A 23,587-nucleotide genomic window follows, 5' to 3' on the forward strand; every position below is an offset into this window, starting at 1 on the left:
TATACGCCGAGCAGACCGGGCCCTGCCGCAGCCGACAACAGGCTGCAGGCAGGCCCCGTCTCCCCATCCCTGTGCGCCTAGCCCTGTGGCGCCGGATACTTCAGCCAGGTTCCCTTGAGTCGGGTCTGGCCGATGCCGGGCTGGGTGTAGTCGCAGACGCCATCCGGGAAGATGCTGCTCAGGCGCAGCCTTTCCTGCGCCGTGGGCACGACCGGCAGATAGTCGGCCTCGTCAACCGGCTTGAGCCGGCACTTGATCACATCGTCGGTCACGGGCGCGCCAGCCACCATGCGTGGCGCCGCTGTCTTGGGGTAGGCGGCATTGCAGATGCCAGCGCCGTCATAGCTTGCGCTCTCCTGCACGCGCGAGCCATCGCTGGCCAGCCAGCAGGAATCCACGGCCTGCGCAGGCTTGAAGCGCACGATCTTGTCCGTGCTCAGCGGCGCGGCATCGCCGGCAATGCCGTCCAGCCACTGCGTCATCAGGCCCAGCCGCTGGGTGAAGGCATTGCGCAAGGCCAGCACCAGGGTGGTCTTGACGGCGGGCGCGCCCAGGTCCGGGTGGGGCAGAACCCAGATCACCTGGTTGTCGGCACGGCCGTTGGAGCGCATCAGCTGCTCGCGGATCTTGATGTCGTTGTAGATGGTGTGGATGTCGCCTGCAGGCTCGGCATAGGCGCGCATGTGCATGATGGGCACCGTGGCCAGTCCGCCAGCGCCCGAGCCCATGCGCCCCATCTCGTAGCTCAGCCGCAGCGCCTCGGCATCGGCCACGGTGCGCCGGGCCGTGAGATTGCCGTCGGCGTCGAAGCCGCCCACGCCCGCGTTCACGTCGAGGAACTGGCCCATGCTGATCTGGCCCCGGCGCAAGGCCTGCAGCCCGTACTGCACGCCCACATTGTCCAAGGGCCGGCGCGCGGCGCCCGTCAGCGGATCCTGACCCAGGGTGTTGACGTTGATGTCATACACCGTGCAGCGCGCGCCCCGGGGGTTGGTCACGGGGTGATAGACCTTGCTCTGATCCATCAGGCCGCAGGCCGGATTGATGGAGCCATGCGTGGCCAGCACCGCATCGCCATTGCCCGCATCCCAGTTCGCACAGGTATTGCCCAGGGGTGTGTTGAGATGCCCTTCGAAAGCCTGGCGGATGCCGCTCTGGTTGAGCGCGGCATTCGCGGGGTCCCTGAAGAAGCGGTTGAGCAGGCGGCAGTCGGACACCGCAAGCGCCGTGCCGAACACATCGGGAAAGGCTGCATCGGGCATGAGGCCGTCGAGGATGCCCGGGTAGTTCTGGGCGATCAGCATCTGCTGAATGGCCCCGCCCGAGCCGCCCATGCCCAGCATCCAGCGCGGCACGCCATAGGTCTTGGCAATGTGCTCGCGCAGGCGCATGGCGGTCTCGGCCGCAAGCACGTCGTTGACGTTGACCTTGTTGATGTTCAGCGAGGACATCACATAGGCAAAGCCGCTGCCCAGGGCGACCACGTTCTGCGGGTCGGTCAGGTCGCTGGTCTTGAACACGTCCTTGAAGGTGTTCGAGCCCTGGTTGTACTGGGCGGCCGTGGATTCGCCAAAACGAAACACCACGCGCCCGTTCCAGGCGCCATTCCACTGACCGGCCTTTTGCGGATCGTCGAGCACGGCGATGCGATAGATGGAGCGGTTGATGGTGCCCGATTCCACTCGCACGATGAAGGGCACGTTCCGGCCCTCCAGCGTGGTCGTGCTCGCCAGATCGGCCGGCCTAGGCCCCAGGGGGTCGGCCAGGGGCAGGAACTGGGGCTGGGCCGCCGTGGTCAGGTAAAACCAGTCATGCCTCGTGGCCACGGAGCAGTTTGCATCCAGAGGCGCACCCAGCTCGGCATTCACGGTACGGCACTCGAAAGGCGTGAGCCGGGGGCCGGAGAAGACCGGCGCATCGGCCGCATGGCTGACCAGGGCCAGCTCGCCCAGGGCCTTGGGCTTGTCGGCCTCACCCACGCGCGCCAGCAGGCGGCTCTCTCCCAGGGCCAGGCCCTCGACCAGGCCTTGCAGATGCCGGCCCTGGGCATCTGCGGCAAGAGCCGACGTGACCTCGGCCTGTCCTGCGAAAACACGCACTTCGGAAGCCTGGATGCCTTCGGGCAAGCCCACCCGGACCACGGCCGAGCCGCCACTGACCATGTCGGCCCGGCTGGACAGGACCTGCAGCGTCAGCGCGGCCGGCTTGGGCGGTGCGGGCTGGCCCGACCCGTCCGAGCCGCCGCAGCCGGCGAGCACGGCAGCCGCCAGCAGGCCCAGGGCCGCCCACGGAGTCTGGAAAAAACGCTTAGGCATGACAAATCCTCCCATCAAAGCTTGGCCGGACGGCCTGTATCGGGCTGGCTGTAATCGCAGACCCCGTCGGGGAAAATGCGTGCCAGCCAGTCCTTTTGCGCACTGCCAAAGGTCTGGCTGCCGTAGGTGCCATCGGCCAGGGCCGTGGCCAGGGGCTTGAGCGCGCACTTGAACATGTCGCCGCGCAAGGAGTCTCCGGCCTCCATGCGCGGGCTGCTGTAGATCCTGTAGCTGCTGGTGCAGGCGCCGGGGGCCTGGTCGTCCATGACGCCGCTCCACACCGTGCTGCCGGCCGCAATCGTCTGGCCCTGGGCGTTGAAGCACTGATCCATGAAACGCTGGGGCTTGCTGCCCGTGCTCAGATAGCTGTCGAGCACGGCCAGCGCATCCATGGCACGCGTGGCCACGCCGGCGGCGCTGGTCTCGCCCGTGATCCAGATGACCTGGTTGTCCTGCTTGCCGCCTGCGGCCTGCAGGCGTGCACGCGCCGAGAAGGACTGGCGCGAGTTGTGCATGTCCAGCACATCCTCCTTCCAGGGCCGCAGATCGATCAGGGGAATATCCAGCGTGCGCCCGCTGAACACCTGTCCCGAGGCATAGGCCGCCTGCATGGCGCCGAGGTCGCCGCTGCGCCGCCTGGCAGGCGTGCCTGCGGCCGTGCGGCAATCGCTGCTGCGGTGCATGTTGGCGCTGTCGAACGGATCGCTGGCCATGGCCCAGTTGACGAACTGCTCCTGCTCCTTCCAGCTGCCCACGCAGGCATTGATGCGCAGGAATTCATCCACATCCATGCTGCCGCTCTTGAATGCCTTGAGGCCGTACTGCACGCCCACGTTGTCGATGGGAATCGGGGCAAAGCCCTTGTCGTTTCTGCCGTAGATGTTCTCCAGGTCGTTCCAGTGCGTCCACTTCACATTGGCGGCCCAGTTCGCGCTCCAGCCCGTGGCTGCGGCCACGGAGTTGAACGCAGGGTCGTAGAACACGGGATTGATCACGCCCGGCCCTGCCGTGCCCCAGCCTTCTATGCATTCCGAGGATGCGCTCAGCGAGGGCAGGAACTTGTTCTTCTTGCCGCCGGGCAGCAGATCGCTGGTGGCCAGGCCTTCTACGAGCGTGCGATTGCTCCAGGTTCCCCACAATGAGCCCGCATTGAGCGCCACCTCGTCGTAGAAATACTTCTCCAGAAGCGAACAGTCCGAGACATAGATCGCCTGGGTCACCATGTCCGGGTAGGACTGTATGGGCACGCCCGCATCGAACAGGCCCTTGGGTCTGTTTTGCCCGAACACGTATTGCTGCACGGCCCCGCCCGAGATGCCCATGGCCACCGTGTACTTGGGCGCACCATAGGTCTGGACGAAGTGCTCCTTGACCATGACGGCCGTCTCCTCGGCCAGGCGCAGGTTGTAGTGCACACCGGTTTCGTTGCCCGAGGAGGAGACCACCGCATAGCCCTGGGCCAGCAGCTTGGGCATGATGGGGCGCTCCTCGCTCCACAGGCCGCCAAACCACATGGCCTTGCCCTGCTGGCGGCCCACGCCGACGCCGCCGCGCATCCAGTAGACCATCTTCTGATTCCAGGCACTCTTGTCCAGGGCCTCGGGGCTGTCGGCGCTTTCCGCATATGGCGCCAACATGGCCACGCTGTAGGCAAAGCGGTTGATGGTGCCGGCCTCCACGCGCACCACAAAGGGCAGCTCGGCCCCGTTCAGCGAGAGCCGCTGCAGATTGGCCGGAGGGTTCGCGAACTGGGTTGCGGGGTCGAAGACCGCAAAGTCGCTGCCCGTGTAGTAGAAGTAGCGCACCTGGGTCTTGACGCTGCAGCGCGCGCTGTAGCCCAGCAGGCGCGAACTGCGGTCGCCTGGGATCTCGTACACGGGCTGGCCCACGCCGTCCTGGTTGTCCACTTCGGGTGCCCCCAGGTTGGACTCCAGCGTGCGGCACAGAAAAGGCTGCTGCTGCGGACCGCTGAACTGCGTGGGCCCCGAAGGCCCCTGCTCGCCCGCCCAGAACTTGAGGCCGGCCAGCGAGACCTGGGGCGCTGTCGGCCCGGGTCCGGAAGAGCCGCCCTCACCGTTGCCGCCCCCGCTGTCCACCGACGCGGGGCCGTCGCTGCCGCCGCAGCCAGCCATCAGGGCCGCAGCCAGGCCCAGCGCGGCCCAGGGGCCGGCTGCCAAGGAAAAGAGTCTCATGTCTTGTCTCCCGCACGGTGATGGGACCGTATTTCTTATGTCTGCCGCGCCGCGTGGCAAGAAGCGTCTGCCTGCGCGGCCCGCCAGTCCATGCTAAGAGTCAAGACAGGTTACCCACAAGTCAGATCACCGGGAAAGCGCTGTCAGAAAAACGGGCACAAAGCAGGCGCAAAGCGGGCGCAACCGGGAAATCACTGGGGTCCGTGCAGGTACGGTTGGCGCACATAATCGCCCTGACTACTATTACAAATGGAGACATGGCCCCCGCCATGCCAGCACGCAGGCCAATGAGGCAACCTCCTGCCCCCCTTTTTCCCGAAAGCCCGGCGATTGCGCTCAGCAGTATCGCCAGGCAGTCCGTGGCCGGCATCTACATCCTGCAGGACGCCAACTTTCAGTACAGCAACGACACCTTTGCAGGCATGGCCGGCTACAACGGTGACGAGGTCGTGGGCCGGCCGCTGCGCGAATGCGTGCCGCCGGACTATGAAGCCGAGGTCATGGACCGCTACAACCGCCGCATCTCGGGCGAGGTCAAGAGCATGCGCTTCATCACCCGTGGCCTGCACCGCGACGGCCATGTGGTCTATATCGAGGTCCACGGCCAGGCCATGGAGTTTCGCGGCCGCCCTGCAGTGGTTGGCGTCGGCGTGAATGTGACCGAGCAGTTGCTGCGCGATGAAGAGCTGCGCCAGTCGCGCCAGGAGTACCGGCAGCTCGCCTCCTATCTCAACACCATGCGCGAGCAGCAGCGCGCCGAGTACGCGCGCGAAGTCCACGATGTGCTGGGCGGGCTGCTGACCTCGATGAAGCTGGATGTGGGTCGCATCGCACGGCGCTCGCGCTCCAGCGCCATACGCGGGATTGCAGCCGACCTCAACGCCCTGCTCGTCGAGGCCATAGGCAATGTGCGCGAGATCTCCGAGTCCATGCGCCCCCAGGCGCTGGACCACCTGGGCCTGGCTGCAGCCATGGCCAGCCATCTGGCGCGCTTTCGCGAGCGCGCCGGTCTGCGGGCCAGCCTGGAGCCGCTGGACTTCGAGCTCGACCTGCCGCGCTGGCGCTCTATCGGCGTATTTCGCATCTTTCAGGAGGCCTTGACGAATGTCGCACGCCACGCCAAAGCCACGGCCGTGGTTGTGCGCCTGCGCCATGAGGCAGACGACTTCGTGCTCGAGATCGAGGACAACGGCTGTGGCATGGCCGCAGCCGATTGCTTCGAGCCCAATCCCCTGCGCTTTTCCCTGGGCCTGATCTCCATGCGCGAACGTGCGCACGAGCTCGGCGGCGAGCTGCGCATAGACTCGGCCCCGGGCCAGGGCACGCGCGTGGTGCTGACCGCGCCCATCGTCAGCAATCCGCTGGCCATGCACGCATGATCCACATTCTCATCATCGATGACCACGCCATGTTCCGCTCGGGCCTGCGCAAGGTGCTGCAGGAAGCCTCCGACATGGGCTGCGTGCAGGACACCGGGGACTGGCGCCACGGCCTGGAGCTGCTGGCCTGCGGCTCCATCGAGGTGCTGCTGCTGGACATCAACCTGCCCGAGCGCAGCGGCCTGGATCTGCTGACCCTGATACATGCGCGCCACCCCGAGGTTCAGGTGATCATGCTGAGCATGTATTCCGAGCCCCAGTACGCGTTGCGCGCACTGCGCTGCGGCGCCATGGGCTATGTGGCCAAGGACATGGAGGCGCGCGACCTGATCACCGCCATACGTCAGGTGCGCCAGGGCAAGAAGTTCGTGACGCCATCGATATCCGCGGCCCTGCTGGACTCCATGAACGGCCTGGCCTCGCATCCCAGGCCGCATGAAAAGCTGTCGGCGCGCGAGTCGCAGATACTGCGCATGATCGTCGCCGGCGATGCGCTGACCAGCATTGCCGAGCATCTGCGCATCAACGTCAAGACCGTGAGCACCTACCGCAGGCGCATTCTGGAAAAGCTGGGGCTGAGCTCCAACGCCCAGCTCGTGCAATACGCCATGCACAACCGGCTGCTCGACTAGAGCGCCCACCACAGCGGTGCGGCCGCGTCATCGAAATCTGACAGCCCAGGCCCGCTCTTCCGACTGTTCAGCCTTCCAGCCTGTGCCTACCATGGGTTGGCCGCCGACACGCACGCGGCACAGCCCACACAACGGCAGACGCAGCGGCCGAGCCGCCCGATCCGCCACAGAGGAGACAAACAACGTGAAGCCCTTCCACCTTCTGGCCGTGAGCGCGGCCTGCGCCGCCCTGGTCGCCGCCTGCGGCGGCAGCGACTCCCCGTCGACCACCCCCACGACCCCCACCGAGCCTCCGCAGGTCAAGCTCAGCGCACTCTCCAGCCAGCCCCAGTACGTGTCCGGCGGCGATGTGCTGGTGGCCGTGGATGCGCCAGAAAAAGACCAGGCCCAGCTGTCCTTCTGGCTCAACGGCAGCCAGACCACGCCCGAGCGCGCGAGCGCCACCGCCACGCGCATGCAGGCCCTGGTCAAGGGCCTCAAGCTCGGCGACAACCAGCTCGAAGTGCGCCATGCAAGCCACGGTAAGCTGGCCGAGCTCAAGCTCACCAACCACCCCATCACCGGCCCGATGTTCTCGGGCCCGCAGCAGGAGCCCTTTCTGTGCTCGGTGGTCAGCGATCTTGGCAAGGAGCCTCTGGTCGATACCCAGGACAGCAAATACTTTGCGGTCAAGAGCGACGGCAATGTGGTGGGCTACAGCAAGAACTGCTCCATCGACTCCTACGTGGAGTATTACTACCTGCCCGCGGGCAAGAAGAGCCATGGCGACTACAAGCCCATGCCCAGCGACGGCTCGCGCCCGGCCGACATGGGCACGACCACGCTGACTGACGGCCGCACCGTGGACTTCATCGTGCGCTGGGAGCGCGGCACCATCAACCGCTTCATCTACCAGTACGTGATGCTGGCCCCCATGGGCGAGAACCCGGCCAAGCCCGACACCAGCCTCTGGAACGGCCGCCTGGTCTATCACTTCCAGGGCGGCGTGGGCTTTGGCCATTACCAGGGCGGTCCCGACAAGCGCGCCGGCCTGGTCGATGCGCTGGCAAAGGGCTATGCGGTGGCCTACTCCACAGGCAACCGCACGGGCGAGCACTACAACCTGGTGCTGGGCGGCGAGACCGCGATGATGACCAAGGAGGGCTTCATCAAGCGCTATGGCGTGCCCAGCTATACCGTGGGCCTCGGAGCTTCCGGTGGCGCCATACAGCAGTACGTCTACCCGCAGAATCACCCCGGCCTGCTGGATGCCGCCGTGGCCGTGCAGCCCTATCCCGACATGGTCGGCCAGATCCCCCATGTGGGCGACTGCGAGCTGCTCGAGTACTACATGGACGTGACCGACGCAGCCAGCGGCAAGTGGCAGACCACAAAGAACCGCACCTGGCTCGTGGGCATGAATGCCGAGGACAGCGTGGTCAACCCCTTCCTGGGCCTTCAGCCCTACCTGCCCGATGTGAAGATGGCTCCGGGCTCGACCGAATGCCGCAACGCCTGGATGGGGCTCACGGCCGGCGCCATGAATCCCAAGTTCGATGCCGACGGCATCCTCGCCAAGGCCAGCGCCGGCGGGCGCATGGACATCAGCCGCTTCAGCTTCTCCGGCTTCAGCCACTTCGACGATGTGCTCAACGTCTATGGCCTGGGCGCCGACGGCTATCCACGCTCGACCTGGGACAACGTGGGCGTGCAATACGGCCTGCAAGCCATGAAGGACGGCAAGATCAGCCCCGTCGAGTTCCTGGACCTGAACCTGAAGATAGGCGGCTGGAAGCAGCCCGGCGAGATGGTGAGCGAAGGCTTCCCCTATAACGGCACGGGCAGCGCCGAGCAGCAAAAGGCCGCCACCGTTGCCGGCTACTTCGACCCCTGGGGCATGCGCAACATGAACCGCTGGAACCCGGCCGACCCCGAGAAACCAGCCCCTCGCTCCAGAGGAGATGTGGATGCCATCAAGGCCATGTACCAGTCCGGTCTGGTCTTCCATGGCAAGACCGACATACCGACCATTGACTGGCACCCCTACCTGGAACACCGCCTGGACATGCACAACGCCCACCAGTCGTTTGCGGTGCGCAAGCGCATCCGTGCGGCCATGGGCAGCTCGGACCACCAGGCGATCTGGTTCACCCAGACCCCGGCCACCAAGGGCAACGACTTCGACCAGGTGCCCATGGCCCTGGAGGTCGTGGACGAATGGATGGGCCAGATCCGCGCCAACCCCGGTCGCAGCGTGGCCGAAAACCGCCCCGCACGCGCCGTGGACAGCTGCTTTGACACGGCGGGCAAGCCCATAGCCTCGGGGGCCTCGGTCTGGGACGGGATACTGGACAGCAAGCCCAAGGGCGCCTGCACCACGCAGTTCCCGATGTACGGCACTTCCCGCATCGTTGCCGGTGCACCCATCGAAGGCGGCATCTTCAAATGCGCGCTCAAGAGCGTGGACCAGGCTGTAAGCGACGGCACCTATGGCAGCTGGACGCCCAATGCCACCCAGGTCCAGGCGCTCAAGAGCATCTTCCCGGAGGGTGTGTGCGACTACAGCAAGCCTGACCAGGGCAAGCCGTGACGCGAACTGACTGAAGTCTTTGCGGGCTGAAGTCTTTTCGGGTTGACTGGGCGCCGCCTCCGAAACCGGGGGCGGCGTTTTTCATGCGCCCAGCCAAGAGCGCTTCAAGGCCTGTGCATACGGCACATGGTCGGCAGCTGAGCCTGCTCTGCGCCGATCTCCTTGATGACCTGAAAGCCATAACCCGAGCCTTCGACATCGAAGGCCACGCCCGCACTGCCCTTGCGCTGCATCATGCCCACGACCAGGGGCTGCTGAAACTGGTGGTCCTCGGCGCGCATATGGCCGGCGCGGCCCGCGAGCTCGACGCGCGCCGTCTCCAGGGCACGCGCCACGGCCAGGGTGTCGGTGCTGCCAGCTTTCTCCATGGACTGGGCCAGGGCCTCGATCATGAGCTGCATGCGCATATGCACATAGTCATCCTCGGGCCTGGGAAAGCGCTGCCTGAAGGCCTTGTAGAACTGCGCGCTTTCGGGCGTGGCCACATTGGGCAGCCAGTCGGCCACGGCCAGCACCTTGCCCACGCCGGCTTCGCCCATGGCTGCGGGCGCGCCCAGGGCGTTGCCATAGAAGGTGTAGAAGCGCCCTTCGAACCCGGCCTCGCGTGCGGCCTTGACCAGCAGCATCAGATCGTTGCCCCAGTTGCCCGTGACCACGGCCTGGGCGCCGCTGCGCTTGATCTTGGCCGCATACGGGGCAAAGTCCTTGATGCGCCCCACGGGATGCAGCTCATAGCCCACGACCAGCACATCGGGCCTGAGCCGGCCCAGCTGGTTTCTGGCCTCGCGCAGCACGGCCTGGCCAAAACTGTAGTCCTGACCTATCAGGTAGGCGCTGCCTATGTCCGCATCTTCCCTGAGCACCTGCATCAGGGCCGTCATGCGCATGTCGGCATGGGCATCGAAGCGGAAATGCCAGAAGCTGCACTTCTCGTTGGTCAGCGCGGGGTCCACGGCCGAGTAATTGAGGTAGAGCACGCGGCGCGCGGGATCGCGCTCGTTGTGCTTTTGGATGGCGTCGATGAGTGCCGCTGCCACGGCCGAGGAGTTGCCCTGCAGCACCACGCGCACGCCGTTGTCTATGGCCGCGCGCAGGGCCGACAAGGCCTCCTCGTTCTGGCCCTTGCTGTCATAGCGTTCCAGCACCAGCGGATGCGAGGCACCCGCTGCCAGACGCACGCCGCCGCGCGCGTTCACGCGCTCCGTGGCCCACAGCAGGTTGCGATACACGGGCTCGCCGGTGTTCGCAAACGGGCCCGACAGGCTCTCGATCAGGCCCAGCTTGATGGGGCTGCGATTCAGCGCCCATGCGGGCAAGGCGCCTGCACATAGCGTCGTGACGCCACTTTTCAAGATGCGGCGGCGCAATTTATTCATCACAAAATTCCTCTTGAAAAGCAGCTTGCGCCGCCTATCTGTAAAGCATGCGGCAACAGCCAAAGCCGCGCAGTTTATAGGAGCTGACTCACCATGATTTTCACGCCCGTTCTTCGCCGCAACGCTTTCACCCCTCGCGCCGCCGACCTTTCCCTGCAGCGCTTTCTGCAAGACACCCTGGGCCACACTGCAGCACCCGCGAATGTCCAGGTGCAGCGCGACGAAAAGGCCACCACCTTGCAAACCGACCTTCCGGGCCTGGCCCGCGAGCAATTGCAGATCAGCATAGAAGGCAGCGTGGTGCGCGTGAGCAGCGTCGAAGATGCTGCGCGCCAGGTGCAGCGCGCCTGGGAGCTCGACCACGAAATCGATGCCGCCCAGAGCCGCGCCAAGCTCGAACACGGCGTGCTGACCCTGACGCTGGCACGCAAGGCCCCCGAGAGCAAGGCCACGACCCTGGTCGTTGAGTAAGCCCGGACCTCGCCGCTAGCCCTTCAAAACAATAGCTGCCAGCGCTTGCCCCCAGGAGATTTCAGGTCAAAACCTATCTGGAATCACCATAGGACAAGCGCTGGCAGCTATGCTTTTTCAGGCCAGTGAATCCAGGGGCCAGCGCGGCTTGACGTCGAAGGCATAGCTCTTTTGCGCGGCCTCGCGCCCGGCCTGCAGGCGCATGGCCGCAGCCATGGCAATCATGGCGCCGTTGTCGGTGCACAGATGCAGCTCGGGGTAATGCACGCGGATCTGGCGCCTGGCACAGGCCGCATCCAGCTGCTCACGCAGCATCTTGTTGGCCCCCACGCCGCCGGCCACGACCACGCGCTTCATGCCCGTCTGCTTCAAGGCAGCCAGGGTCTTCTTGACCAGCACCTCGACGATGGCCGCCTGGGTGCTGGCCGCAAGATCGGCCTTGCGCGCATCGAGCTCATCACCGAGTTTTTTCGCCTGGGTGAGCACTGCCGTCTTGAGCCCGGCAAAGGAAAAATCCAGGTCCCCGGAATGCAGCAGCGGCCGGGGCAACTTGAAGGCCTGCTCATCCCCGCCTTGCGCCAGGCGCGCCAGCTCTGGCCCGCCCGGATAAGGCAGGCCCAGCAGCTTGGCCGATTTGTCGAAGGCCTCGCCAGCCGCATCGTCTATGGTCTCGCCCAAAATGGCATAGCGGCCCACGCCGTCCACACGCATGAGCTGGGTGTGGCCGCCCGAGACCAGCAAGGCCACGAACGGGAACTCGGGTGGATCGGCACTCAGAAACGGCGACAGCAAATGGCCTTCGAGGTGGTGTATGCCCAGCACGGGCTTGTCCAGCGCTGCCGCCATGGCGCAGGCCGCGCCCGCGCCCACGAGCAGGGCGCCCGCCAGGCCCGGGCCGCGCGTGAACGCAACCACATCAACCTCGTCGAGCGCACAGCCCGCATCATCGAGCACGCGCTGGGTCAGGGGCAGCACGCGGCGGATGTGGTCACGGCTCGCAAGCTCGGGCACCACACCGCCATAGGCACGGTGCATCTCGATCTGGCTGTGCAAGGCATGGGACAGCAGCTGGGGCAGGCCCGCGCCCTCGGGCGTGCGCACCAGGGCCACGCCGGTTTCATCGCAGGAGGACTCTATGCCCAAAATTAGCAGACTCATGGGCGCAAGTGTAGGGTCTGCGCACGGGGCCTGCGGCCCGCATGCCGCAATGGCCCCGCCTCCACCTTAACCTCTACACATGCACGGGCGGGGCCCCGCTGATGTAGTGCTCCAGCTGCTGGATGGTGAACTGCTGGGCCGAGATGATCTCCTTGACGATGTCACCGATGGAGATCATGCCCAGCAGTTGGCGATGGGCATTGAGCACAGGCAGATGGCGTATGCGCAGCGAAGTCATGAGCGACATGCACTCCTCGCTGCTTTGCTCGGGCGAGACGCAGTGCACCTTGCGCGTCATGACCTCGCCCACCGTGGTCGCGGCCGAACTACGGCCCTGCAAGGCAATCTTTCGCGCATAGTCACGCTCGGTGATGATGCCTGCGATATGCGCATCATCCAGCACCAGCAGCGCGCCCACGCCCTTTTCAGCCATGCGCTGCAAGGCCAGCAGCATGGTGTCCGAAGCAGCTACGCTGTAGATGGAATTGCTGCCCTTGGCCTTGAGGATGTCTGCCACTGTACTCATGCTCGCTCTCCTTGGATGTCAGCGCTCGATGCGCGCCTGCCATCCAGTGTCGCGGGCATGGGAGGCGATTGCAATCTCAACCCCACCGGGATCAACCCTGTTGCGCCCGCCAAAGCCGGGCCCAAGACACGGTCTAGCGCTTGCCCAGCAAACCCGTCCCCAGCTTGATCAAATCTCCCATGTCCAGCTTGCCGTCACCGTTCTGATCGAGCAGGCTGCCCAGCAAGCCGCCGGCGGCACCGCCCTTGGCCTGGATCTGACTACTCTCTTTGCCCAGGGTCTGCCCGAGGTCGCTGGCACTCATGCCACCGGCCTGCACGCGCTGGGCCAGAAAGGACATCACGATGGGTGCGAGCAAGGTCAGCAACTGACCGGCATTGCCGCCCAGCCCCGTGGCCTGGCCCAGTTGGGACTCTGCCTTTTGGCGCCCGGCACCGAACACCTGACCCAGGATGGCGCCTGCATCGCTGCCCTGGCCTGCAGCCCCACCGCCCAGCACCGAACCCAGAATCGACCCCAGGCCGCCCGCCGAGGCAGCACCGCCATTGCCCAGCAGGCCGCCGAGCAAGCCGCCCAGATCCATGCCGCCGCCACCGCCTTTCAAGGCCCCGAGCAGATCGGCAGCGCCCTGCGGCTGGGATGCGTTCTGCCCCAAGGCACCAAACAGCATGGGCAAGGCCAGGCCCACAGCCTGCTCGGTCTGCACGCTGTCAACGCCGAGTTGCTGTGCCAGGCCTTGCATGGGAGCGCCCTGCAACTGGCCCATGAGCTCGTCGGTCAGGGATGAAGAATCGACCATGAAATTTCTCCTCAGAAAAAGCTGCTGCCAAGCAACGTGGCTTGTATATGTAAAAACAGTTACCGAACCAGCGATCTTAGAGCTTGCCGGTGACGTCCTGCCGATCTCTGTTGCGACCTCAAGACGCACCGGGTGATCAAGCCGGGCTGGCGCAGGCTTTCACCTGCAGCCCGCCTCCTCTTGCCAAGACGGTGATCTTGACCTGCCAGCGCCCTTGTGTGTGGGAAGCCCCATTTCCGAAAGTGAGGATGCGGCCCGCATCTTCATATAACAAATAGTTATCAAACACGTGAAAGAATACGCTTCCCACCCTGAGCCTCAGACCCTGAACCATGGGCATTTCACATTATTTAAAAGACATTGGCCGTGGCACCAAGGGTGCACGCCCGCTCAGCCGCGAGCACGCAGCCGATCTCTGGAGACAGTTGCTCGATGGCCGTGTGAGCGAGCTCGAAGTCGGCGCCTTTTGCGTGGCCATGCGCATCAAGGGCGAAACCGCCGAAGAGATGGCCGGCTTTCTGGATGCCACCGAGCAATCCCTGCCCGCCTGGCCCGGGGGCCGGCTGCCCGCCGTGATACTTCCCAGCTATAACGGTGCGCGCAAGCTGCCCAACCTCACTGCGCTGCTGGCCGCCCTGCTCGCACGCCAGGGCCTACCCGTTCTGGTGCATGGCAGTGCGAGCGAGGACTTGCGCATCGACACCCAGGCGATATGGCGCGAGCTGCAGTGGCCTGTGCTCACGCAGCCAGGGCCCCTGGTCCCGGGCCAGGCCTGCTGGATACCGACCCAGGCCTTTGCCCCGGGTCTGGAAAAGCTGCTGCAGGTCCGCCGCCAGATAGGGCTGCGCAATCCCGCGCACAGCCTGGTCAAGCTGCTGGACCCTCTGGCAGGCGGGCAGCGGGACACCCCGGCCAGCCTCGTCGTGAGCAGCTACACCCATCCCGAATATGCACAGTCCATGGCCGCCACACTGGCGCTGCGCCAAAGCTCGGGCCTCTTGCTGCGTGGCACCGAAGGCGAAGCCGTTGCCGATCTGCGTCGCCAGCCGGCCATGCAGGTCTGGCTGAACGGCGAGTGCGGCTTTGCCCAGGAGTCCACGCCAAGCCACGGCCAGACGACACCGCCCCTGCCCGCAGGCCTGGACGCAGCCAGCACGGCCGAATACATACAGGCCATGCTGGCCGGGCGCATTCCCGTGCCCGATTCGATCACCCGCCAGGTGAGCTTCATCTCGGTGCTGCACCAGGCCATGGATCAGCGTCCAGCCAAGGCACTCCAGGCCCTGGCTCAAAACTTGCTGCAAATTTCGATGCAGGACCTTCCACAGAACCCGGAAAAATCCCATGTCTGAAACCAGCGCACCTCAAGCAGGCACACCCCACCCCGTCCGCCAGGGCCGCTGCACGCTGGTCGGCGCCGGCCCCGGCGATCCCGAGCTGCTCACGCTCAAGGCCGTCAAGGCCATCGAGGCCGCAAGCCTGCTGCTCGTGGACGACCTCGTCAACGACGCCGTGCTCGCCCATGCAAGTTCCAGTGCGCGCATCGTCCATGTGGGCAAGCGCGGTGGTTGCAAGAGCACACCCCAGGCGTTCATCGAAAAGCTCATGCTGCAAGCCGTTCATGAGGGAGAAAACGTGGTGCGCCTCAAGGGCGGCGACCCCTTCATCTTCGGACGCGGCGGCGAGGAGGTCGAGCATCTGCGCGCAGCCGGTGTAGAAGTCGAGGTTGTGAACGGCATCACGGCTGGTCTGGCCGGCCTGACCAGCCTCGGAGCACCGCTCACCCACAGGGACCGCGCCCATGGCGTGGTCTTCATCACCGGCCATGCCAAGCCCGGCGATGCGGGCACCGACTGGCGCCAGCTGGCAGCCACGGCACGCGATGCACGCCTGACCCTGGTGATCTACATGGGTGTGAGCAGCAGCCAGCACATCTCCCACGAGTTGCTGCACGGCCTGCCATCGGCTACGCCGGTGGCCGTCATAGAAAACGCCAGCCTGCCCCAGCAGCGCCACGCCTTGACCACACTGGGCGCCCTGCCCCTGTGCCTGGCCGAAACCGGCCTGTCCAGCCCCAGCGTCATCGTCGTGGGTGATGTGGTGCAAGGCATTGCTGCCTGGGAGACTGACTATCCCCTGGGCCGCTTGGTGGCCACCTCCTGAAAGGGGGCGACAGCGAAGCCCAGACAGCACCCCTGGCTTGCTGTCTCTGGCCTTGCCAGCGCCCAGGCCGGCCAGCTCAGGGGGCGAAAGCGCAAGAGCTCGAACAGGATCTGACAAATCTCCACAACGCTTGAAGCACAAGCCTCATATAAACTCGCGCCCACCAGAAAACGACGCAAGCAATCCACATGCTAGAAAAACTCAAGGTCTTCACCGACAGCCACGGCGAATTACGCAAGGGCCGGGGCCTGATCTCTGGCGTGATTGCCCTGACCCTGGGCATGCTGTGCCTGCTGGGTGTTCTGGCCTTTCACTTTCCTGAATACCTGACCACACCCGAACTGCGCAAAAGCTATGACGTAAGCCTCATGCGCCAGATACTGTTCTGGTCCATGGTCGTTGCCGGCGCACTGTCCCTGGTCAACATCATCTTCAACCGCTCGCGCTGGCTGTCGAGCTTTGCATTCGGCCTTGTGGCCGTCTCGGCCATGCTCGGCGGCCACAAGGTCGAGGTCGACCCCAACTTTCCCGATCACACGCCCTACATCGGTCTGGACTGGTTCATTCTCGACCTGCTGGGCAGCTCACTGATCTTCATCTTCATCGAAAAGCTGTTTGCACTGCGCAAGGACCAGCCTGTGTTTCGCGCCGAGTGGCAGACGGACTTTCATCACTTCATCGTCAACCACATGGTCGTGGGCTTTGTGCTGCTGGCCACCAACCTCATGGTCCACAAGTTCTTCGGCTGGGCTGCGAGCGACGGCATACGCGGCTGGGTCCAGGGGCTGAATTTCTGGGTGGCGCTGTTTCTGATCATTCTCGTGGCCGACCTGGTGCAATACTGGACGCACCGTGCCTACCACGAAGTACCCGCGCTGTGGCGCCTGCACGCGGTACACCACAGCGTGAAAAGCATGGACTGGCTCGCAGGCTCGCGCCAGCACATTCTGGAGCTGCTGATCACACGCACCCTGGTGCTGGCCCCCATCTACGTGCTGGGCTTTGCCAAGGACGTGATCGACGCCTACATCGTCATCGTGGGCTTTCAGGCCGTGTTCAATCACGCCAACGTCAGCATACGTCTGGGGCCGCTGCGCTATGTACTGGTGACGCCCAACTTCCATCACTGGCACCACAGCCAGGACCAGGAGGCCCTGGACAAGAACTATTCAGCCCACTTCGCATTTCTCGACTATCTGTTCGGCACGGCCGTGAAAAGCGACAAACTCTGGCCCGAGCAATACGGCGTGCTTGGCGACTATGTGCCCAACGGGTTCATCAAACAGCTGAAATTCCCTTTTACCTGGAAAGGGTGACGCTCCCGAGCCGCCTTCGACGCCGTCTTCCCAGGGAGCAGCAGCCCTGACGCCCTGTCCCAGCACCGGGCATTGCCATGACAAGCCCGCCGAGGGCTACTGCCGCCGCTGAGGGACAATCGCCTTTTTTGCTCTTTCGATTGTTGTGTCCACTTTTGATTTCGACGCCGTCATCATCGGCGCGGGCGCGGCCGGCCTGTTCTGTGCGGCCCAGGCCGGGCAGCGCGGGCTGTCCGTGCTGCTCATAGACCATGCGCCCAAGCTGGCCGAGAAGATTCGCATTTCCGGTGGCGGGCGCTGCAATTTCACGAACCGCGACCTGGATGTGCGTGCACCACACAAGCATTTTCTGGGGCGCAACCCCCAGTTCTGCCGCTCTGCCCTGTCGCGCTTCACGCCTGCAGACTTCATCGCCCTCATGGAGCGGCATGGCATTGCCCACCACGAAAAACACAAGGGCCAGCTGTTTGCCGACCGCTCTGCCGAGGACATCATTGCCATGCTGCAGACCGAGTGTGCGGCCGGCCAGGTCACGCTCTGGCAGCCCTGCCGCGTGGAATCCGTGGAGTTTTCAGTCAAAACGCCCTCCAGCGCTGATGTATCAAGCGCTGGCAGCTATCAAATTCAAAGTGACAAAGGTCTGATTCGCAGCCGCAGCCTGGTCATCGCCACCGGGGGCCTGAGCATTCCCAAGATAGGAGCCACGGATCTTGGCTACCGCCTCGCCCAGCAGTTCGGCCTGCCGCTGGTGGAGCGCTCGCCCGGTCTGGTTCCGCTCACCTTCGACGGCGCGGCCTGGCAGGCCTATGCAGGTCTTGCAGGCCTGGCCTTGCCTGTGGAGATCAGTACCGGCAGCAAGAAAAGCCGCATGGCTTTTCTGGAGGATTTGCTGTTCACCCACCGCGGCCTCTCGGGCCCGGCCGTGCTGCAGATATCGAGCTACTGGCAGCCAGGCACGCCGATCGCCATCAATCTCGCCCCCGCAGTCGACCTGCAGGCCGAGCTGCTCGCCGCCAAGAACCGCTCGCGCAAGCTCATCGCCAACGAACTCGCGCAGTGGCTGCCCGCACGCCTGGCCGATGCCTGGGTGCAGCAGGACGCAGCCTGGCAGCGCCCCATTGCCGAGGCATCGGACAAGGCCTTGATTGCACTCGCGCAACGGCTCTCGCGCTGGGAGATCACGCCCACGGGCACCGAGGGCTACAAGAAGGCAGAGGTCACGCTGGGCGGCGTGGATACCCAGGCCCTGTCCCAACAGACCATGGAGTGCAAAACCCAGCCGGGCCTGTTCTTCATAGGCGAGGTCGTCGACATCACGGGTTGGCTGGGCGGCTACAACTTCCAATGGGCCTGGGCCAGCGCCCAGGCCTGCGCGCAGTCCCTGCCCAAGGACTGACCCTGGCCGCACATGCACTCTGGCGCAAGCGCTACCACTCGCTTATAATGCTTCGCTTTGCTGGCAATTGCCCCGTCGGCCAATACTAGTTACATAGAGACGGGCGAAACCGCTGCGCATGGCTTCTGGGCCCGATCTTCCCAGGAACCCTCTGGCAGCACAGATATCTGGAAATTTCCACTAATGACCACCATCCGCGTTAAAGAAAACGAACCCTATGAAGTTGCGCTGCGCCGCTTCAAGCGCACCATCGAAAAACTGGGCCTGCTGACCGACCTGCGCGCACGCGAGTTCTACGAAAAGCCCACGGCCGAGCGCAAGCGCAAGAAGGCTGCCGCCGTCAAGCGCCACTACAAGCGCGTGCGCAGCATGCAGCTGCCCAAGAAGCTGTACTGATCAGCCTCTGGAACAGCCGGCTTTCATAGGCCGCTCAACCCGCGCTCGGGACGCCAGGCGCGGGTTTTTTGTTTTTGCCGCTTTTTCATCCCTGCTGCGTGCAAGCGCAGCCTTCCAGGAGATCCGCCATGAGCCTCAAGGCCCGTATCACCGAAGACATGAAGACCGCCATGCGCGCCAAGGACAGTGCGCGTCTGGGCACCATACGCCTGCTGCAGGCAGCCATGAAGCAAAAGGAAGTCGATGAGCGTGTGGAGCTCGATGACGCAGCCATCATCGCCATCGTCGACAAGCTCATCAAGCAACGCAAGGACAGCATTGCCGCGTTCGAGACCGCCGGCCGTCAGGATCTGGCCGATGTGGAAAAGGCCGAGCTCGATGTACTCAAGGTCTATCTGCCCGAGCGCATGTCCGAGGCCGAGATTCTTGAAGCCGTGCGCGCCATCGTCGCCGAAGTCGGCGCCAAGGGCCCTGGCGACATGGGCAAGGTCATGGGCGCCGTGAAGGCGCAGCTGGCCGGCAAGGCCGACATGGGCCAGGTCTCTGCGGCAGTCAAGGCTGCGCTCGCAGGCTGACGCGATTTGCCGCTCCGGCTGCGGCCGCCCTCCGGGCCAGGCCACAGCTAGCGGGTATGGCGCCGCACAGCGCAAGTGCAGCACCCGCGCCTGTACCGCGCCATGGAAGACGCGTTGCGGCTATGCCTCCAGCAGCAAGCTGGCTGTCACCACCGTTCCACCGGGGCCCGACTCCACCTCAAGCACCGCCCCCATGCGTTCGGCACGCGCGGCCATGCTGCGCATGCCCACCGACAGGCCGGCACGGCGTACGGCCTGTACATCGAAACCGCAGCCATCATCCTCGATGCGCACAGAGAAAACATCGGCCCGGGGCTGTGCGCATTCCACTGTTACGCGCTGCGCCTGGCTGTGCTTGATGACGTTGGACAGGGCCTCCTCCATCAGCCGCGTGAGACCCAGGCACTGCAGTGCGCTCGGCCGCCGCTGCCAAAGCGGGGCCGTGTCCCAGCGCGTCTGCACGCCGGTTTCGTCAAAGATGCGGGTGAAGCGGTGGCGCAGCGGTGCGATCCACTGCACCGGTGTCTCGGGCACGGTAGCGCCTGCGCTGGACCCATGGTCTATTACCTGACGCAAATCATCGCGCAGCAATTTCAACAGGGACAGCACGCGGTCGTTGGGCAAGGGCTGCTGGGCCTGCTCCACCAGCGCCATGCCACGCACCAGGCTGCCACCAAGACCGTCATGCAGATCATGGGCGATCTGCATGCGCTCTTGCAGTTTGGCGTTGTCCAGTGCCTGGGCGTGTTCACGCGCTGCAAGCTGAGCCAGTTCGGTACGTGCTTCGGCCACGCGCGCCTCCAGCTCGCGCCGAAAGCGTTCAGCGCTGCGCATTTGCTGAGCGAGCTGGCCTGCGAGCAGCAGCATCACCAGCGCAACCGTGGCGATGCCGCTGAGTGCTGCCCAGTTGCGCGCCACCTGCCATGCATCCGGCATCCAGCCCAGAGCAAACAGCGCCACGATCACGAACGCCAGCCAGCACAGCGCCAGCAGCCGCTGCGCCACCGGCCGTCCCGGTCGCCACGCATGCCATTGAAACTGCAGGCCGTTGAGCAGGAACACCAGCAGCGCCCCCTGCCAGATGACAGCCCACCAGACATCTTCCCTGCCCTGCGGCGCCAGCCATGCCGCCGCCGCCCCCAAGGCTGCCAGCAACCACAGCCCACGTTCGGCCCGAGGCAGGTGCTGCTCACCGAAACGCAAGGTGAACATGCACGCACACAGCACATAGCCGATCAGCGCAACCAGGCTGAAGCGGGCCCGATCCAGCGAATCGGCAAAAGGCCAGGGCGTGGAGGCCAGGTAGGTGCTCAGATAGACCAGCCAGCACAGCGACATCAGGGCAAACCAGCCATAGGCCCGCTCCTGCCGCCGCAGACCCCAAACGACCAGGAACAGCGTGGCTGCCATGCCCGCAAGCACGGCATTGATGAGGTATATCGTGCGCTGGCGCCATTGGGCACGGTCGTGCCTGGCAGCTACGGTGGCGGCATCGCCCAGGCGCAGTGCGCCCAGACCGGACCACAGCCCGGGGCGGCCCGCAACGCGCACCCAGACCGTGTTGCCGTCTGCATGCAGGGCGGATGGGGGCAGCCGCCACCAGCGCGGCACATTCCAGCTTCGTGACAGCGGCTCGCTCATCGACGCATCGCTCCACAGCAGATCGCCATTGATGAACACCTCGCCCGCGATGCCGATGCCATCAATGCCCAGCGCCTCGCAAGTGCCTTGCAGGACAACGCGGTACCAGACCACGCCGTCATGCGCGGGCCAGCGGCGGCTCCAGGCATCCGGCAGGGTGACGGACTCCCAGCCGTCAACGGGGCGCGTGGAGGCCTGCACCTCGCGCGCGGACTGTACGCTCTGGATGCAGTCCTGGGCCCAGACACTGTGGCAGCAAAGCAAAAGCAACAGCCACCACCATCCATGCGTCCACCGATGCACTTGTCCGCGCATCAACCCAGCCACCCACGCGAGCGCGCCTTGTACACCGCTCCCGTTCGCGAAGAAACGGCCAGCTTGCGGTACACGCGCTTGATGTGGCTTTCCACCGTATAGCGCGAGAGAAACAACTGCTCGGCAATCTCGCGATTGGACAGGCCATCGGCCACCAGCCTCAAGATCTCATGCTCGCGTTCGCTCAGCCCCCCCTCCAGCGCCGGGGCCGTCCCAACCGCTGGCGGCGAAGACAGCTCCTCCGGCAGAAACGCCAAAATACGCCGCGCGATGAAGGGGTCGATGGGCGCCCCCCCACGCAGCACGCTGCGGATGGAAATCTGCACCTCCACATCGTCGCGCTCTTTGAGCACATAGCCCGTGGCCCCGGCACGCAGCGCACCCAGAATCGCGTCCTCGGAACTCCAGGCCGACACCACCAGAATGCCCAGGCCCGGATCATCTGCACGCAACTGCGCGATCAGCTCGCACCCATCACCATCGGGCAGATGCAAGTCCACCAGCGCCAGCGCCACGGGCTGCTGTGCCAGGCATTCGCGCGCCTCGGCTAGGGAGGCGACAAACAACAGCGCATCCGCCGTATAGCCCAGCGCCAGCAGCACGGCACGCAGGCGCTGCTGCAGCAGCGGCTCGTCTTCCACCACCAATACGGGAGCAGGCAGCAGGAGTTCGGGAGCGGAGACGGTCATAGCAAATGGGTAGAGGAAAAAGGTCTGCACATGAATAGCCGGCCATCGTAGGCCACCCTGGCGCGCACGCCCATCCCTGAAATCAGGGAATCTGCAGCGAACCCGGCAAATTACCCAATTTCAGTGATGTTGCAAAAACCTCGGATTCATGTAATTTCCCCGCCCTTCGCATGGGCCGAGATGCCGACCTGTAGCGGCCGCTGATTGGGCACCAGAAACCACTCCATGAGAAATCGCAATCCAGAACGCTATCCTATTGATAGCTGAAAGCACTCTACCATCAAGCGCTTCAGGCGAATTTGACCCCAAACCATCACCAAGCTCCAAAGAATCAGCGCCCGCTATACTGCCGGCCCTGTACAGCCAAAATCTTTCGAGCATGCGTGCCCCCGTTCTTTTGCGTCCTCTGGTGTATCTGAGTCTGGCAAGTCTTGTGGCCTGCGGCAGCAACCCTCCTGCCAAGCCCGGGACCTCGGCGATTGCTGAAGCCACTCCCGCCGCGTCCGTCTCCGCCCCTGGCACGATCAGGATCGGCCTGGCCCTGGGCGGTGGCGCGGCCAAGGGCTTTGCGCATATCGGCGTGATCAAGATGCTGGAGGCCAATGGCTTCACACCGGCCGTGGTCTCGGGCACGAGTGCGGGCGCCGTGGTGGGCTCCATGTATGCCAGCGGCATGAACTCGTTCGAGCTGCAGGAAAAGGCCGTGGCCCTGGACGAAGCCAGGATTCGCGATCTGCAGCTGTCTTCGGGCGGTCTGATCCTCGGCCAAAAGCTCGAGGACTATGTGAACGAGCAGGTCCAGCGCAAGCCACTGGAGCAGATGAGCAAGCCATTCGTGGCCATTGCCACGCGACTCGAAGACGGCCAACGCACGGTGTTCGCACGCGGCAACACTGGTCAGGCCGTGCGCGCCTCCAGCAGCGTGCCCGGCGTGTTCCAGCCCGTCAGCATCGGCCAGTACCACTTTGTCGATGGCGGCATCACCAGCCCCGTTCCCGTCGATGCAGCGCGCAAGCTGGGCGCCGACATCGTGATTGCCGTGGACATCTCCAACAAGGCCCAGGGCAAGGCACCGTCCCACATGCTGGGGGCGCTCAACCAGTCGATCGCCATCATGGGCCAGAAGCTGGGCCAGGCCGAGCTGGCACGCGCCGACATCATCATCCGCCCCAGGGTGCTGGACATTGGCCCGGCCGACTTCAGCCAGCGCGCCAGTGCCATCGTCGAAGGGGAGAAAGCCGCCATGGCCGTCATGCCCAGGATTCGCGAGCGCGTGGCCCAGATGCAGGCCGATCGCGCCAAGGCCGCCGAACTCGCCCAGCAGCAGGCAGCCGAAGCCAAACGCAAGACCTGCCTGGACAATCGCAGCCGTCTGCAAAAGCTGGCGAGCATGGCCGGGTTCGATGACGCCTGCAACGCCCCCTGAGCCACGCCTTCAGGCCGGGCGGCTGTGGCAGATGGCAGCCGACCGTGCAATCCACGGATCGGCGCAAGGCCTTCCCCAGTAAGAACGTGTTTACGATCTCTACGCTGCCGCGTTGGAGCGCAATCGGGATGAGTTCAAAGCGATGGGGCGCAGCTTGCACCGGGGTGCAAGCAAGCCACAGCGCGAAGAAATCGCCCGATTTCGCTCCAACCCTTCGGGACAGTGCCTTTGCGGGCGGTCTACAGCGTTGCGA

Annotated in this window: 19 protein-coding genes; 11 read left to right on the forward strand and 8 right to left on the reverse strand. The window is 64.8% G+C overall.

What is annotated here, in order from left to right:
* Positions 1-77 precede the first annotated feature (77 nt).
* Together G486_RS0106990 and G486_RS21690 are read right to left on the reverse strand one after the other, a co-directional pair.
* Positions 78-2,315, reverse strand: a complete 2,238-nt coding sequence (locus tag G486_RS0106990; protein WP_156919936.1) for a DUF6351 family protein — start codon at positions 2,313-2,315, stop codon at positions 78-80.
* A 14-nt stretch (positions 2,316-2,329) separates the two neighbouring features.
* Entirely contained in the window at positions 2,330-4,507 is a 2,178-nt protein-coding gene (locus tag G486_RS21690; protein WP_051303245.1) for a DUF6351 family protein, read from the reverse strand.
* A 287-nt stretch (positions 4,508-4,794) separates the two neighbouring features.
* On the opposite strand from G486_RS21690, the gene G486_RS0107000 reads away from it, so the two are divergent.
* The 3 genes from G486_RS0107000 to G486_RS0107010 all read left to right on the forward strand — a co-directional run bounded on the left by G486_RS0107000 (position 4,795) and on the right by G486_RS0107010 (position 9,087).
* Positions 4,795-5,886 carry a PAS domain-containing sensor histidine kinase gene (locus G486_RS0107000; RefSeq protein WP_034386855.1) on the forward strand — a complete coding sequence of 364 codons (1,092 nt, stop codon included), beginning with the start codon at positions 4,795-4,797 and terminating at the stop codon, positions 5,884-5,886.
* Positions 5,883-6,518, forward strand: a complete 636-nt coding sequence (locus G486_RS0107005) for a response regulator (protein ID WP_027014901.1) — start codon at positions 5,883-5,885, stop codon at positions 6,516-6,518. Before G486_RS0107000 ends, G486_RS0107005 begins: the two co-directional genes overlap by 4 nt.
* A gap of 184 nt (positions 6,519-6,702) precedes the next feature.
* Positions 6,703-9,087, forward strand: a complete 2,385-nt coding sequence (locus G486_RS0107010; RefSeq protein ID WP_027014902.1) for a DUF6351 family protein — start codon at positions 6,703-6,705, stop codon at positions 9,085-9,087.
* A gap of 104 nt (positions 9,088-9,191) precedes the next feature.
* On the opposite strand, the gene G486_RS0107015 is transcribed toward G486_RS0107010, so the two are convergent.
* The gene (locus tag G486_RS0107015; RefSeq protein WP_027014903.1) at positions 9,192-10,463 is read right to left on the reverse strand and encodes a branched-chain amino acid ABC transporter substrate-binding protein; all 1,272 of its coding nucleotides are present in this window, start codon (positions 10,461-10,463) and stop codon (positions 9,192-9,194) included.
* A 93-nt stretch (positions 10,464-10,556) separates the two neighbouring features.
* Between G486_RS0107015 and G486_RS0107020 the strand changes: the two genes are divergently transcribed.
* On the forward strand, positions 10,557-10,934 hold the full coding sequence (locus G486_RS0107020; RefSeq protein WP_027014904.1) for an Hsp20/alpha crystallin family protein: 378 nt from the start codon (positions 10,557-10,559) through the stop codon (positions 10,932-10,934).
* A gap of 117 nt (positions 10,935-11,051) precedes the next feature.
* Here the strand turns inward: G486_RS0107020 and tsaD are convergent, their stop codons facing one another.
* From tsaD to G486_RS0107035, 3 genes are all read right to left on the reverse strand, one after another.
* Entirely contained in the window at positions 11,052-12,092 is a 1,041-nt protein-coding gene (gene tsaD, locus G486_RS0107025; protein WP_027014905.1) for a tRNA (adenosine(37)-N6)-threonylcarbamoyltransferase complex transferase subunit TsaD, read from the reverse strand.
* 73 nt (positions 12,093-12,165) lie between these two features.
* Positions 12,166-12,618, reverse strand: coding sequence for a CBS domain-containing protein (locus G486_RS0107030; protein ID WP_027014906.1), 453 nt, complete (start codon positions 12,616-12,618; stop codon positions 12,166-12,168).
* Between the two features lie 133 nt (positions 12,619-12,751).
* On the reverse strand, positions 12,752-13,417 hold the full coding sequence (locus G486_RS0107035) for a DUF937 domain-containing protein (protein WP_027014907.1): 666 nt from the start codon (positions 13,415-13,417) through the stop codon (positions 12,752-12,754).
* Between the two features lie 332 nt (positions 13,418-13,749).
* On the opposite strand from G486_RS0107035, the gene ybiB reads away from it, so the two are divergent.
* The 6 genes from ybiB to G486_RS0107070 all read left to right on the forward strand — a co-directional run bounded on the left by ybiB (position 13,750) and on the right by G486_RS0107070 (position 19,263).
* A complete protein-coding gene (gene ybiB / locus G486_RS21695) occupies positions 13,750-14,769 on the forward strand; it encodes a DNA-binding protein YbiB (protein WP_084455104.1) in 1,020 nt (339 codons plus the stop codon).
* Positions 14,762-15,580: a uroporphyrinogen-III C-methyltransferase gene (cobA, locus tag G486_RS21700; protein WP_051303248.1), complete on the forward strand. Its 819-nt coding sequence runs from the start codon at positions 14,762-14,764 to the stop codon at positions 15,578-15,580. Before ybiB ends, cobA begins: the two co-directional genes overlap by 8 nt.
* A 188-nt stretch (positions 15,581-15,768) precedes the next feature.
* Positions 15,769-16,896, forward strand: a complete 1,128-nt coding sequence (locus G486_RS0107055; protein WP_027014909.1) for a sterol desaturase family protein — start codon at positions 15,769-15,771, stop codon at positions 16,894-16,896.
* A gap of 145 nt (positions 16,897-17,041) precedes the next feature.
* On the forward strand, positions 17,042-18,292 hold the full coding sequence (locus tag G486_RS0107060) for a BaiN/RdsA family NAD(P)/FAD-dependent oxidoreductase (protein ID WP_027014910.1): 1,251 nt from the start codon (positions 17,042-17,044) through the stop codon (positions 18,290-18,292).
* A 183-nt stretch (positions 18,293-18,475) separates the two neighbouring features.
* Positions 18,476-18,688: a 30S ribosomal protein S21 gene (gene rpsU, locus G486_RS0107065; RefSeq protein ID WP_003052999.1), complete on the forward strand. Its 213-nt coding sequence runs from the start codon at positions 18,476-18,478 to the stop codon at positions 18,686-18,688.
* Positions 18,689-18,816: 128 nt separating this feature from the next.
* Positions 18,817-19,263, forward strand: coding sequence for a GatB/YqeY domain-containing protein (locus tag G486_RS0107070; protein ID WP_027014911.1), 447 nt, complete (start codon positions 18,817-18,819; stop codon positions 19,261-19,263).
* A gap of 120 nt (positions 19,264-19,383) precedes the next feature.
* Here the strand turns inward: G486_RS0107070 and G486_RS0107075 are convergent, their stop codons facing one another.
* The gene (locus G486_RS0107075; RefSeq protein ID WP_245587261.1) at positions 19,384-21,174 is read right to left on the reverse strand and encodes a sensor histidine kinase; all 1,791 of its coding nucleotides are present in this window, start codon (positions 21,172-21,174) and stop codon (positions 19,384-19,386) included.
* Positions 21,175-21,218: 44 nt separating this feature from the next.
* Positions 21,219-21,908 carry a LuxR C-terminal-related transcriptional regulator gene (locus G486_RS0107080; RefSeq protein ID WP_027014913.1) on the reverse strand — a complete coding sequence of 230 codons (690 nt, stop codon included), beginning with the start codon at positions 21,906-21,908 and terminating at the stop codon, positions 21,219-21,221.
* Positions 21,909-22,287: 379 nt separating this feature from the next.
* On the opposite strand from G486_RS0107080, the gene G486_RS0107085 reads away from it, so the two are divergent.
* The gene (locus G486_RS0107085; RefSeq protein ID WP_027014914.1) at positions 22,288-23,334 is read left to right on the forward strand and encodes a patatin-like phospholipase family protein; all 1,047 of its coding nucleotides are present in this window, start codon (positions 22,288-22,290) and stop codon (positions 23,332-23,334) included.
* The last annotated feature ends 253 nt before the right edge of the window (positions 23,335-23,587 follow it).

The organism is Comamonas composti DSM 21721 (genome assembly GCF_000429845.1).
GTDB classification, from domain to species: domain Bacteria; phylum Pseudomonadota; class Gammaproteobacteria; order Burkholderiales; family Burkholderiaceae_C; genus Comamonas; species Comamonas composti.

What these genes read in the sequence shown, in the direction of transcription:
- cobA (WP_051303248.1), top strand. Translation starts at nt 14,762, where the DNA reads ATGTCTGAAACCAGCGCACCTCAAGCAGGCACACCCCACCCCGTCCGC.
- G486_RS21690 (WP_051303245.1), bottom strand. Translation starts at nt 4,507, where the DNA reads ATGAGACTCTTTTCCTTGGCAGCCGGCCCCTGGGCCGCGCTGGGCCTG.
- G486_RS0106990 (WP_156919936.1), bottom strand. Translation starts at nt 2,315, where the DNA reads ATGCCTAAGCGTTTTTTCCAGACTCCGTGGGCGGCCCTGGGCCTGCTG.
- rpsU (WP_003052999.1), top strand. Translation starts at nt 18,476, where the DNA reads ATGACCACCATCCGCGTTAAAGAAAACGAACCCTATGAAGTTGCGCTG.
- G486_RS0107055 (WP_027014909.1), top strand. Translation starts at nt 15,769, where the DNA reads ATGCTAGAAAAACTCAAGGTCTTCACCGACAGCCACGGCGAATTACGC.
- G486_RS0107000 (WP_034386855.1), top strand. Translation starts at nt 4,795, where the DNA reads ATGAGGCAACCTCCTGCCCCCCTTTTTCCCGAAAGCCCGGCGATTGCG.
- tsaD (WP_027014905.1), bottom strand. Translation starts at nt 12,092, where the DNA reads ATGAGTCTGCTAATTTTGGGCATAGAGTCCTCCTGCGATGAAACCGGC.
- G486_RS0107080 (WP_027014913.1), bottom strand. Translation starts at nt 21,908, where the DNA reads ATGACCGTCTCCGCTCCCGAACTCCTGCTGCCTGCTCCCGTATTGGTG.
- G486_RS0107035 (WP_027014907.1), bottom strand. Translation starts at nt 13,417, where the DNA reads ATGGTCGATTCTTCATCCCTGACCGACGAGCTCATGGGCCAGTTGCAG.
- G486_RS0107015 (WP_027014903.1), bottom strand. Translation starts at nt 10,463, where the DNA reads ATGAATAAATTGCGCCGCCGCATCTTGAAAAGTGGCGTCACGACGCTA.
- G486_RS0107085 (WP_027014914.1), top strand. Translation starts at nt 22,288, where the DNA reads ATGCGTGCCCCCGTTCTTTTGCGTCCTCTGGTGTATCTGAGTCTGGCA.
- ybiB (WP_084455104.1), top strand. Translation starts at nt 13,750, where the DNA reads ATGGGCATTTCACATTATTTAAAAGACATTGGCCGTGGCACCAAGGGT.
- G486_RS0107070 (WP_027014911.1), top strand. Translation starts at nt 18,817, where the DNA reads ATGAGCCTCAAGGCCCGTATCACCGAAGACATGAAGACCGCCATGCGC.
- G486_RS0107030 (WP_027014906.1), bottom strand. Translation starts at nt 12,618, where the DNA reads ATGAGTACAGTGGCAGACATCCTCAAGGCCAAGGGCAGCAATTCCATC.
- G486_RS0107020 (WP_027014904.1), top strand. Translation starts at nt 10,557, where the DNA reads ATGATTTTCACGCCCGTTCTTCGCCGCAACGCTTTCACCCCTCGCGCC.
- G486_RS0107005 (WP_027014901.1), top strand. Translation starts at nt 5,883, where the DNA reads ATGATCCACATTCTCATCATCGATGACCACGCCATGTTCCGCTCGGGC.